Here is a 12,482-nt window from a genome sequence, read left to right as displayed (position 1 = left end):
CTACCCAATATTTTTATAACTACTAATCACTAAAAAAATGATAAACAAAAAAAAAGTAGCATTCTACACCTTAGGCTGCAAACTCAACTTCGCCGAAACTTCTACTATAGCACGTAGCTTTGAAGAAGATGGTTATACCCGTGTTGATTTTGAAGACCCTGCCGATATATACGTTATCAATACTTGCTCGGTAACCGAAAATGCCGATAAACAATTCAAACAAATAGTACGCAAGGCACTGAAAACAAACCCTAAAGCCTTTTTGGCTGCCGTAGGTTGCTATGCCCAGCTCAAGCCCGAAGAACTCGCCTCTGTAGATGGTGTAGATTTAGTACTAGGTGCTAAAGAAAAATTCAATATAACTCAATATATAGACGACCTTACTAAAAACAACGAAGGTATCGTCCATTCTTGCGAGATAGCCGAAACCGACTTCTATGTGGGTAGCTATTCCATAGGCGACCGTACTCGAGCTTTCCTCAAAGTGCAAGACGGCTGCGATTATAAGTGCACCTATTGCACTATCCCAATGGCACGCGGTATTTCGCGCAGTGATACTATTGAGAACATACTTGCCAATGCCAAAAAAATTTCTGATAAAGGTATTAAAGAAATCGTACTTACAGGCGTAAACATAGGCGATTACGGCAAAGGGGAATTTGGCAATAAAAAGCACGAGCACACCTTTTTAGAGTTGGTGCAAGCACTTGATAAGGTAGAAGGGATAGAACGCTTGCGCATCTCTTCTATAGAACCTAACCTAATTAAAGACGAAACCATTGATTTTATAGCACAATCCAAAGCCTTTGTGCCTCATTTTCATATCCCATTACAAAGCGGCAGCAATGATATACTCAAGAAGATGAAACGCCGCTATTTGCGAGAATTATATGTTAGCAGAGTAGCCAAAATACGCGAAGTAATGCCCGATGCCTGTATCGGTGTAGATGTCATTGTAGGCTTCCCCGGTGAAACCGATGAACACTTCTTAGAAACCTACCATTTCCTCAATGAGTTAGATATATCCTACCTGCACGTATTCACCTATTCCGAGCGAGATAATACCGAAGCCGTACTGATGGACGGGGTAGTACCTGATGCCGTGCGTGCCAAACGTAGCAAAATGTTGCGAGGGCTATCGGCAAAAAAACGCAATGCCTTTTACGAAAGCCAGTTAGGCAAAGAAAAAACCGTACTTTTTGAAAGCGACAACAAGCAAGGCTATATACACGGCTTTACCGAGAATTACGTCAAGGTAAAAGCCCCTTGGGATCCCGCCTTAGTCAATACACTCCACAAAGTACGCCTTACCAAAATAGATGCAGACGGGATGGTGCGCTTTGAGTTTATTCCAGCTTAAAATTTATAGGATACCTCACAGTATAAGCTACAAATTTACCGTCTTTATAAGCAGGCTGAAGACGGGGTAACTTCTCAATGATGCGTACCCCTTCTTCTAGCAAACTTTGGTACCTACCATCTGCCTTCAGTATCTGCACATCTCCATCAGCATCTATCTGAAAAGTAATCATTACCCTTCCCTGCTCATTCCGCTCAATAGCCTCTTCAGGATAAAAAAGATTATCAGCTATAAACCTATCTAATTCCTTCTTAAAACAATGTATATCAGTCTCGCCCCTACATTTTCCATTAGGAAAATAAGGGTATAAGTCAGGTTGCAGTACACTATCTTCAGGCACCTGTTGTCCATCTTCATTTGGCGCATTAGTAACTACCCCCACCTCGTCATCAGGCTCTTCAGCAGCCAAAATAGGACTATGATCATAAGTAGTCGCAGGCAATGTCTCCTCCTCAGCCGTTTCACGACTAAAGAAAAGCAGCAAAGCAACAGCAGCAAATACAACTAAGCCAATAGCAATAAACGTTTTTTGCGATTGTTGAGGTTGTTTAGGCGAATAAGCATCCATAAGAGAAAAAATTTGCCGCAAATATAGAAAAATAAAACAACTTTTAGCCCATAAATTAAAAAATATTTTTACTTTTGCCCTCAAAATTCAATAGCCCATTTTTTGAACCCAAAAATGACAAAATACGCCATTCTTATCCTCGTAACAAGTATGCTTCTTTCCTGCGAAAATGCCAGTAGTCTTCTTAAAAAAGAATGCAATATAACTACCGCCCAGCAAAGCGTTTGGGCGCTCCCCGAAGTACAAGCCAAAATAGAACAATCCAAAGCCCTATCAGGTAAAGAGCGCATACAATACACCCAAGACACTATAGTAGTCCTCAAAAATACCTACTATCGCATTAAGCTGCGTTACAATCTATCCTACACCCAGTTACCAATAGCTACCTATTTGGTAGCCAAGAACAATTGCAACGAGATATTCATAAACACTCCAGCAAAAGAACTCATTCCCTATACTACCTACCAACAGCAACAAGCCCAGCAAGCCCAACAACAAAAAAACTTCCCCACCTTCTTCAAGCAATTTACCGCTAATATGCTCTTTAGGCAACAGCATTTAGCCGACCAGCTCACCACGCTCACCACTACCCCCGATGGTAGCCTGATTCTGCAAGAAGAGCAAGAGCTTATTACAAAGAATATCAACGAGTTGCAAACTTATACTTTTACTTATTACCCCGATAGCGTATGTTGTAAAAATACAGAAGAAGGATTTACACTTCTTTTCGCCCCTCACAACGACACTTGGCTACTCACACAAATTTGGCAATAAACTAATACATTACACAAATTGAATATAATAACATTTTTCTCGCAAATAGACCAAATTTATCTTTGGGATATTATTGGTACAGCCGTATTTGGCGTTTCGGGCGTACTCATAGCAATGGAGCGCCGTATGGACGTGTTTGGAATGCTCATCTTAGCCTTTGTTACAGGCGTAGGCGGAGGAACACTCCGCGATGTACTCATAGGCTACATACCCGTCTTTTGGATGCGCGACCACATTTATATCGTGATGATTATAGTAAGTGTAGTCATCACACTACTTTTTAAAAATAAGATGGCAGACCAATGGGGCAGATGGCTGTTGCTATTTGATGCAATAGGTTTAGGCGTTTTTACGATTATAGGTATAGAAAAAGCCCTCAGATACGAACTTTCGCCCACCATTGCCATTATTTTAGGCACAATGACAGGCAGCTTTGGCGGCGTAATTCGCGACATCCTTGCCAACAAGCTCCCTGCACTCTTCCACAAAGAAATCTACGCCACAGCCTGCATTGCTGGCGGAACCGTTTATTTTCTTATCAATAGCTTTATGCCACATAACCTCGTGATATTCATCACTATAGTAGTAGTTATCGCTGTACGCCTACTCTCCCTAAAATACCATTGGGAACTCCCCAAATTCTAACCTTTAATCAAAAAATTAATACTTTCCTTTGAATAACTAATCTAATTGTGTACCTCACCGAAGGTTGAGCGAAGGATAAGCGAAGGATAAGCGAAGGATAAGCGAAGGATAAGCGAAGGATAAGCGAAGGATAAAAGCCTGTGCGGCTCGCACCGAAGGATAAAAGCCCGTGCGGCTCGCACCGAAGGATAAAAGCCCGTGCGGCTCGCACCGAGCTGGCGCAGCTGAGTATGTGAAGCCTGTACGGCTCGCACCGAGTTAGTGTAGTTAGATAGGGTACCACAATTATAAATATTTTTTAAAACTATTGCATATTTAAATATTTTGTTGTACCTTTGCAAGCTGAAAAGTTTAGTTAGATAAATATTTAAAGAAATGAATATATCAAAAACTCAAATCGATGATTTGAATGCCGTTATCACAATCAATGTAGAGAAAGCAGATTACAACACTCAAGTAGAGGAAACCATTGCCAATTACAGAAAAACCGCCAACGTACCAGGTTTTAGAAAAGGACACGTACCCGCAAGTATGATTAAACGCCAATATGGTAAAGCTATCAAGTTTGACGAAATCAATAAAGTTCTTCAAGATGCTTTATATAAATATTTGGCAGACGAAAAACTCAATATTTTAGCCAATCCACTACCCAAAGAAAAACAAGACATCAATTTAGATGCCGATGACTTCTCTTTTGATTTCGAAATAGGTTTAGCACCTACTATTGAAGTAAATCTTAAACCTGCAACCCCCTTAGATTACTACGAAATTACTGTAGATGATAAAGTTATCGACAACCAAATTGCTAATATACAAAAACAATTTGGCAAACTCGTAGCCAAAGGAGAAGTAGCCGATAAAGACGGAGTAGAAGTAAGCGGAACATTCTTCAACGAAGAAAAAGGTATTGATACACAAGCTACATTCCCTCTATCAGCTCTTTCTGATGATGCCCGCAAGCTGTTCATAGGCAAAAAAATAGGCGACCAATATTCATTGCAAACCAAAGGTCTGTTTGCTGATGCACATAGCCTAATGCACTACCTAAAAGTATCTCACGATGAAGCACATCATTTAGACATCGAAGTTACTTTCACCTTAGAAGAAATCAATGAGCGTGAACCTGCTGCTTTAGATGCCGAATTGTTCAGCAAGCTATTCCCTGACGGTAGCGTTACCGAGGAAGCTCAATTGCGCGAAAAAATTAAAGAAGGAGCACAACACCAATATACAGAACAAGCCGACCAGCACTTTTTGAACACCGTAACCGATTATTTAGTAGATAATACTAAATTCGAGCTCCCATCTCAGTTTTTGAGAAAATGGTTGCGCACTTCAGGTGAAAAAGAGCTTACCGAACAAGAGGCTAATGAAGAATATGAGCGTTCAGAAAAAGGCTTACGCTACCAGCTTATCGAAGAAAAAATACTCAACGATAACGGATTGCAACCCACTCCTGACGATTTGAAAAACTTCGCTGCTAATTACGTGAAAGCACAATTGATACAATACGGCTTCAATGCCCAAGACGAAGACTATGTGAATGACATCGTAGCTAAGTTACTAAAAGACCGTAACGAAGTACAACGTATCCAGCAACAAGTAGTATTCCAAAAATTGATAGATTTCTATAAACAAAACGTCAATATCAATACCAAAAAAGTAACTTTTGACGAGTTCGTGAAATTAGCATTTCCCGAATAAAACCCTATAAAGACTACAAATAACCAGTCCAAAATTGTCAAAATAAAGTATGATAACTACTTTTTTGACAATTTTGGACTTTGCGTACTAACATACCTAACAATATAAAAAATGAACTTAACAGACGAATTTAAAAAATATGCTACCAAAGAGCGCGGTATCAATAGTCTATACTACGATAAAATTATCGCAAGTATGACTCCATATATTATGGAAGAACGCCAGCTAAATGTAGCCCAAATGGACGTTTTCTCTCGCCTGATGATGGATAGAATCATCTTCCTCGGCACCGATGTAAATGACCAAGTAGCCAACATCATCACCGCTCAATTACTCTTCCTTGAAAGCGTAGATAGCGGTAAGGATATTCAAATTTATATCAATTCACCCGGCGGTAGTGTATATGCAGGATTAGGTATCTACGACACTATGCAATTCATCAAACCCGATGTAGCTACTATCTGTACAGGTATGGCAGCCTCTATGTCGGCAGTTTTATTGTGTGCAGGCGCGCAAGGAAAGCGTTCAGCACTGCCTCACTCACGCGTGATGATACACCAACCATCGGGGGGTGCACAAGGAGTTGCCAGCGATATGGAAATCAACTTGAAAGAGATGTTAAAAATTAAAAATGAACTTTACGAAATCATTGCCAAACACACAAAACAGCCTTTCACTAAAGTCTATAAAGACTCCGAACGCGACTATTGGATGATAGCACGCGAGGCTAAAGACTATGGTATGATTGACGAAGTATTAGAACGAAAATAATGGCTAAAAAACAAGAAGACTACTGCTCATTCTGTGGGCGTGCTGAAGCTGAAACCGAACTACTTATAAGAGGTATGGCTGGTAATATATGCAATTATTGTGTAGATCAGTGCAATATCATCATCGGCGAAGCACTCAGCAACAAAAAAACAAAAGATAGCAAAGCCACTCTTGGTGAGCTTACCTTAAAAACACCACAGGAAATTAAACATTTCCTCGACCAATACGTCATTGGGCAAGATTTTACTAAAAAAATACTCTCTGTAGCGGTGTATAACCACTACAAACGCCTAAATCAACCCAATATAGACGATGAGGTTGAAATACAAAAGAGCAATGTGATAATGGTAGGCGAAACAGGTACAGGCAAAACCTTAGTAGCTCGCACTATTGCCAAAATGCTCAACGTGCCTATCGCAATTGTCGATGCTACTGTGCTTACCGAAGCAGGCTATGTGGGCGAAGATGTAGAAAGTATCTTATCACGCCTTCTACAAGCTGCCGACTATGATGTGGCTAAAGCCGAACGTGGTATCGTATTTATTGATGAAATTGATAAAATAGCTCGCAAGAGTGATAACCCTTCTATTACCCGCGATGTTTCAGGCGAAGGCGTGCAACAAGCACTCTTAAAGCTCTTAGAAGGCTCGGTGGTAAATGTACCCCCTAAAGGCGGTAGAAAACACCCCGACCAAAAGTACATAGAAGTCAATACCGAGCATATTCTCTTTATAGCAGGTGGTGCTTTTGATGGTATAGAACGCGTTATCTCTAAACGCTTGAATATGCAAGCTGTAGGTTACAACTCATCTAAAAATACACAGATAGACCGTAAAAACTTAGTGCAGTATATCATTCCTAAAGACCTCAAAGATTTTGGCTTAATACCCGAAATTATTGGGCGTCTGCCAGTGCTTACCTATATGAACCCTCTTGATAAGCAAACACTGAGAATGATACTCACCGAGCCTAAAAACGCTATTATCAAACAGTACAAAAAACTGTTTGAAATGGACGGTATCCACTTCGAGATTACTGAAGGAGCTCTCGACTTCATAGTTGATAAAGCCTTAGAATACAAGCTCGGTGCTCGTGGCTTGCGTTCCCTCTGTGAGAATATCCTCACCGATGCAATGTTCGAGCTACCCAATACTGGTGTAAAAAACCTTACTGTTACTAAAGAATATGCCGAGGATAAACTCAATAAATCGGCATTGCAAATAGCATCGTAAAAAAGTCATAACTTTAAAACTATAAAACCAAAAAAACAATGATAATTAGAGATAGCTTATTGAAATCTGTTTCGTATGAAACCTATCGTCATCTTATTGATAAATATGAAGCAGAGGGGAAGAGTAGTGGTACAGAACAAACTGAGGATCGCATACATTATACTGCACTAAATCAGAAACGTTACAAGCGATTGGACAAAACGATTGTTATTCCTGAAGATAAAGCGGCATTTTTCAAAAACTACCCTCATAGCCTTTGTCTGCTTGTTATTACAGAAAGCTGGTGCGCCGATGCAGCACAGATTTTGCCTGTAGTGCATAAGATAACAGAGCTTAACCCCAAGCTTACTATGAAAATAGTATTTAGAGACGAAAATGAGGAACTGATGAACCTCTTTCTTACCAACGGAGGAAAAGCTATCCCTATTGTTATCTTTTTAGATTTACAGGATAACGTATTGGCTTATTGGGGCTCACGACCCTCCGCAGCCAAAAAAATGGTAGATGATTTTAAAGCAGCTCACGGCTCACTAACCCCCGAATTTAAAGAGGATTTACAAAAATGGTACAATCAAGATAAAGGACTCACTATTGTTGATGATTTTATCAATGTGATGCAAACACTCCCAACACTTGACTTATAAAAACAACTCGTAAAATGAAAAAAATAATAATAATATCATTGAGTATTTTGGCATTGCATACTGCAGTTGCACAAGATTCTACAGCCACAAGGCACTCACAATCTGCACAATCAGCACAACAAGAATACTATCAACGCAATCAGCGTACGCAAAATGCCCCTATGGGAGTAGTAGCCGCACAAGAAGAAATGAAGCCAACTACCTTAGAAGGTGTATTTCAGCAGCTTGTAGATAAATCAGGAGCTTGGCAAAACTTTAAGATGCTAGATAGAGCCAAATTAGCTACCTTTCAACGCAGTATGGCTGATACTATCAATGCAATTAGAGGACAGCTCAGTACCCAAAAACAAGCTGTAGCTACCCATCTTCAGAATATAAAAGAACTAAATGATAAAATCACCGAGCTACAAACTACCCTCGACCAAACAAAAGACCAAAATGATAGCGTTAATTTCTTCGGTGTATTGCTCTCTAAAGGGGTTTATAGTACCATTATGTGGGTTATTGTGCTTATATTAGCAGGATTATTAGCCTTTTATATCTATAAATACACCAATAGCAACGTAATTACCAAAAATTCTATCAATGAATTAGGCGAATTACAACAAGAATATGAAAATTATAGAAAAGCTGCTATTGAGCGCGAACAAAAAGTACGCCGACAATTGCAAGACGAGATTAATAAACACCGTTAATAATGCGCATTGATATTATTTCAGTAGCACCCGAACTAATGGAGAGCCCTTTCTCCTTTTCTATAATGAAGCGTGCTATTGATAAAGGATTAGCAGAGGTGCATTTTCATAACCTACACGACTATGCCAATAATGCCTATAAACAAGTAGATGACTACCAGTTTGGCGGTGGAGCAGGAATGGTAATGATGATTGAGCCCATTGATAAATGCATCAGTGCTCTTAAAGCGCAACGCAATTACGATGAGGTGATATACCTCACCCCCGATGGCGAAACACTACACCAAAAAATGGCAAACTCCTTGTCATTAAAGGAGAACCTAATCATTTTATGTGGGCATTTCAAGGGGGTAGACCAGCGTGTACGCGACCATTTTATCACTAAAGAAATCTCTATAGGCGATTATGTGCTCTCAGGAGGCGAATTAGGGGCAGCCGTACTCTGCGATGCTATTGTACGCCTTATACCAGGTGTCCTTTCCGATGAAACCTCAGCACTTACCGATTCCTTTCAGGATAATCTCTTAGCACCCCCCATTTACACTCGTCCTGCCAATTATAAAGGCTGGGAAGTTCCCGAAGTACTTCTTAGTGGCAACACTCCCAAGATTGAACAATGGCGTGAAGAAATGGCATATAAACACACCCTTGCTAAACGTCCTGATTTACTTAAATAAAAAACCTTTTTGATAATGAAAAAATTAGCTTATACCAATGGGGCTTCTAATATACCCTTGTTGGGTGAAACTATAGATGAAAACTTGCGCAAAACGGTAGCCAAATACCCTAATAAGGAAGCGCTTATAGTTTCTCATCAAAACTATAGAGCTACCTATGCCGAATTTTACGAACAAGTAACCGCTGTTGCCAAAGGATTAATAGCTTTAGGCGTAAAAAGTGGAGATCGCGTAGGTATTTGGTCTCCTAATTGTAGTGAATGGACACTGCTGCAGTTTGCTACTGCCAAAATAGGCGTGGTAATGGTAAATATCAACCCCGCCTATCGCACCAGTGAGCTTATTTACGTTATCAACCAGTCAGGAATAGCCTATATGTTTGCTGCTGAAAAGTTTAAAAGCAGTGATTATAGGAAAATGATAGACGATGCTCGCGAATTTACAGAAAGCTTGCGCAAAGAAGTTTTTTGGGGAGAAGAATGGCAACGCTTTTTAGAGAAAGGCAAAAAAATATCCGATGAAAAACTCAAAGAGTACGAAGACAAAGTACAATTTGACGACCCCGTAAATATCCAATATACTTCAGGTACTACGGGTAATCCTAAAGGAGTAACCTTATCGCACCATAATATACTTAATAATGCTTACTTTATCGGCATTCGTATGAATTATACCGAAAAAGACCGCGTTTGTATTCCCGTGCCTTTTTATCATTGTTTTGGTATGGTGATAGGCAATTTGTGCTGCACCTCTCACGGAGCTACAATGGTAATCCCCAATGATAGCTTTGATGCTACGCGTACTTTGGAAGCGGTTGAAAAAGAGCGTTGTACTTCCCTTTATGGCGTTCCAACTATGTTTATTTCAGAACTTTATGTGCTCGATAGGCACCCTTATGATTTATCCAGCTTGCGCACAGGGGTAATGGCAGGAGCACTTTGCCCACCAGAGATTATGAAGCGGGTGAAAGAGCAGATGAATATGCACGAAATTACTATATGCTACGGAATGACCGAAACCTCACCCGTATCTACACAAACAAAGATAGGAGCTCCTTTTGAAAAACAAATCCACTCTGTAGGCACTATTCACGACCATTTAGAAATCAAGATTATCAACCCCGAAACCAAAGCTATTGTAAAGCGAGGCGAGAACGGCGAGCTTTGTACGCGTGGCTACTCGGTAATGCTAAAGTATTGGAATAGCCCACAAGCTACCGCTCAGGTAATAGATGAGCAACGCTGGATGCACTCTGGTGACCTCGCTATGATGGACGATGATGGCTATGTGCATATTTCAGGGCGTATTAAAGACCTTATTATTCGTGGAGGTGAAAATATCTCTCCTAAAGAAATAGAAGACTTTTTATATACCTATGAGGGCGTTATGGATGCCCAAGTAATAGGCGTACCAAGCAAGAAGTTTGGCGAAGAGGTAATGGCGTGGATAAAACCTAAAGAAGGCGTTACCCTCACCGAAGAAGAATTACATAACTTCTGCAAAGGGCGTATTGCACATTACAAAGTGCCTCGCTATTGGAAATTTGTACAAGAGTTCCCAATGACTATTTCAGGCAAAATACGTAAAGTAGAAATGCGTGAAATATCTACCAAAGAACTTGGTTTACAAGAAGAAGACGAAAACTAATAACAATCAATCATATTATGGTATACAAATTCAGAGTTATTCTTGATGTAAAAGAAGATGTATTTAGAGATATTATCATTCAGGAAGACGCTACATTAGAAGATTTTCATAACGTTATCAACCAATCATTCGGCTTTACAGGTGAGGAAATGGCTTCTTTTTACCTTACTGATGATGATTGGAATCAAGGCGAGGAAATTACCCTCTTTGATGTTTCAGAAAGTGGCGAAACACGCCTAATGGAGGAAACTACTATTGATGAGGTAGTAAGTGAAGACAACCCCAAGCTCCTTTACATTTACGACTTTATGCAAATGTGGACGTTCTTTGTGAATTTAGTAGAGATTGATGATGAGCAAGCTGGAGCTTCCTACCCAATGGTGCTCAATACAGTGGGGAGCATACCTGCTGAAGCTCCCGAAAAGAACTTTGTAGCTGATGATTTTAATGAATTTGAAGACGAGTTCAATGATTTTGATGTAGATGAAGAAGACTACTATGAAGGCTTTTCTGAAGAATACTATTAATGCCTAAAATAATATGCTGAATTTATATACTACAAATATAGAAACCTTATCAGTGCATAGGGTGGGTAACCAGAGCAAGGGCGAGCCTTTGTTCCTCTCTGCACAGCCCTATGCTTTGAATGATGAAATTATAGGTTTGTTGAAAGAGTACTTTTTCAAGCCTTTTCGTGAAAAAGAACAAAATTATTTTCACTTTGTGCACGAAGCCGATGTAGAGTTTAATGAGCTTTATCAATTGGTTACAGCTATTTTTGATGATGAAAGTACTATTCACGAGCAATCACAAAAAATAGCCAAACATTTGTACAATCAATCTAATCACCCACATATCAAGAACGGTGAGGTGTATGTAGCACTCTTGCACGACACTTACTTAGATAATGAAAAGGTAAAAGCTGTAGGAATTTTTAAATCGGAAGTAAAGAATAGCTTTTTGCAGTTTGAAGAGCAAGATAGTCAGTTAGAGATACTTATTCAGGAGGGGGTAAACCTACAACGATTGGATAAAGGTTGTATCATTTTCAATGTCAATAAAGAAGACGGTTACAAGATATTGTCAATAGATAGCAATCGTTACGACACCAAATATTGGCTTGAAAACTTCCTGAATGTAGATGCCCTTATAGACGAGAATTTTTATACTAAAAAGTACCTAAAATTCAGTCAGGATTTTGCAAAAGATGTGATCTTACCAGCAGAGGACAAGAAGGAAGAGGTGCTTTTTATGAATAGAGCTATTAATTACTTTGCTAAGAATGATGATTTTGAAGAAACAGCATTTGTAAATGAAGTATTTGAGAACCCTGAGCTCATTCCCGAATTTAAGCATTATAAGGAAGAAAAAGGACCTAAATACCAAATAGAAGATGTATCTACTTTCCCAATCGCCAACAAAGCTGTTACAGATGTACGCAAGAAGATAAAGAATGTGATTGATTTAGATACACATATACAAATACGTATGGACTTTATCAACCCTCAGTCCGCAGATAAGTTTATAGAAAAAGGTTGGGACGAAGAAAAGCAAATGTATTATTATCTACTTTATTTCAATAAAGAACAAAAAGCCTCAGATTAAATTAAATTGCATACAAAATGCTATTAAAATAAAAAAGAGCCTGTCCGAAAAGTTTTAAAAGGCTGATTATCAGTAATGAATAAAAAAGAGGCTATCTTTTATCGGATAGCCTCTTATTATTTGGTGTTTTACCACAAATTTTGTATCTTTGTGGCTCCTA

General features: G+C 39.3%; 13 protein-coding genes. 12 read left to right on the top strand and 1 reads right to left on the bottom strand.

From position 1 onward, the window contains the following. Nucleotides 1–37 precede the first annotated feature (37 nt). On the top strand, nt 38–1,360 hold the full coding sequence (mtaB, locus tag J4N46_RS11510) for a tRNA (N(6)-L-threonylcarbamoyladenosine(37)-C(2))-methylthiotransferase MtaB (RefSeq protein WP_208059418.1): 1,323 nt from the start codon (nt 38–40) through the stop codon (nt 1,358–1,360). On the opposite strand, the gene J4N46_RS11505 is transcribed toward mtaB, so the two are convergent. Continuing rightward, complete coding sequence (locus J4N46_RS11505; protein WP_208059417.1) at nt 1,347–1,928, bottom strand: energy transducer TonB; 582 nt, start codon at nt 1,926–1,928, stop codon at nt 1,347–1,349. The genes mtaB and J4N46_RS11505 overlap by 14 nt on opposite strands. Nucleotides 1,929–2,042: 114 nt before the next feature. On the opposite strand from J4N46_RS11505, the gene J4N46_RS11500 reads away from it, so the two are divergent. The 11 genes from J4N46_RS11500 to J4N46_RS11450 all read left to right on the top strand — a co-directional run bounded on the left by J4N46_RS11500 (nt 2,043) and on the right by J4N46_RS11450 (nt 12,322). After that, complete coding sequence (locus J4N46_RS11500; protein WP_208059416.1) at nt 2,043–2,702, top strand: hypothetical protein; 660 nt, start codon at nt 2,043–2,045, stop codon at nt 2,700–2,702. An 18-nt stretch (nt 2,703–2,720) separates the two neighbouring features. After that, nucleotides 2,721–3,347, top strand: coding sequence for a trimeric intracellular cation channel family protein (locus J4N46_RS11495; protein WP_208059415.1), 627 nt, complete (start codon nt 2,721–2,723; stop codon nt 3,345–3,347). 375 nt (nt 3,348–3,722) lie between these two features. Then, nucleotides 3,723–5,051: a trigger factor gene (tig, locus tag J4N46_RS11490; RefSeq protein ID WP_208059414.1), complete on the top strand. Its 1,329-nt coding sequence runs from the start codon at nt 3,723–3,725 to the stop codon at nt 5,049–5,051. Nucleotides 5,052–5,162: 111 nt separating this feature from the next. Next, nucleotides 5,163–5,822 carry an ATP-dependent Clp endopeptidase proteolytic subunit ClpP gene (clpP, locus tag J4N46_RS11485; RefSeq protein WP_009415555.1) on the top strand — a complete coding sequence of 220 codons (660 nt, stop codon included), beginning with the start codon at nt 5,163–5,165 and terminating at the stop codon, nt 5,820–5,822. Then, nucleotides 5,822–7,054: an ATP-dependent Clp protease ATP-binding subunit ClpX gene (clpX, locus tag J4N46_RS11480; RefSeq protein ID WP_208059413.1), complete on the top strand. Its 1,233-nt coding sequence runs from the start codon at nt 5,822–5,824 to the stop codon at nt 7,052–7,054. Before clpP ends, clpX begins: the two co-directional genes overlap by 1 nt. 38 nt (nt 7,055–7,092) lie before the next feature. Then, on the top strand, nt 7,093–7,698 hold the full coding sequence (locus tag J4N46_RS11475) for a thioredoxin family protein (protein WP_208059412.1): 606 nt from the start codon (nt 7,093–7,095) through the stop codon (nt 7,696–7,698). Between the two features lie 14 nt (nt 7,699–7,712). Next, on the top strand, nt 7,713–8,393 hold the full coding sequence (locus J4N46_RS11470; protein WP_208059411.1) for a hypothetical protein: 681 nt from the start codon (nt 7,713–7,715) through the stop codon (nt 8,391–8,393). Nucleotides 8,394–8,395: 2 nt separating this feature from the next. Beyond that, nucleotides 8,396–9,070 (top strand): tRNA (guanosine(37)-N1)-methyltransferase TrmD, encoded by a 675-nt coding sequence (gene trmD, locus J4N46_RS11465; protein WP_208059410.1) that lies wholly within the window; start codon nt 8,396–8,398, stop codon nt 9,068–9,070. A gap of 12 nt (nt 9,071–9,082) precedes the next feature. Continuing rightward, the gene (locus J4N46_RS11460) at nt 9,083–10,717 is read left to right on the top strand and encodes an AMP-binding protein (RefSeq protein ID WP_317194301.1); all 1,635 of its coding nucleotides are present in this window, start codon (nt 9,083–9,085) and stop codon (nt 10,715–10,717) included. Between the two features lie 17 nt (nt 10,718–10,734). After that, nucleotides 10,735–11,244 carry an IS1096 element passenger TnpR family protein gene (locus J4N46_RS11455; protein WP_009415561.1) on the top strand — a complete coding sequence of 170 codons (510 nt, stop codon included), beginning with the start codon at nt 10,735–10,737 and terminating at the stop codon, nt 11,242–11,244. Between the two features lie 13 nt (nt 11,245–11,257). After that, entirely contained in the window at nt 11,258–12,322 is a 1,065-nt protein-coding gene (locus J4N46_RS11450) for a nucleoid-associated protein (protein ID WP_208059408.1), read from the top strand. The last annotated feature ends 160 nt before the right edge of the window (nt 12,323–12,482 follow it).

Origin of the sequence: Capnocytophaga bilenii, from assembly GCF_017565765.1 — a bacterium.
Classification (GTDB): domain Bacteria; phylum Bacteroidota; class Bacteroidia; order Flavobacteriales; family Flavobacteriaceae; genus Capnocytophaga; species Capnocytophaga bilenii.
The sequence above is the reverse complement of the archived record's forward strand: the minus strand, read 5'-3'. Positions and strand labels throughout refer to the sequence as shown.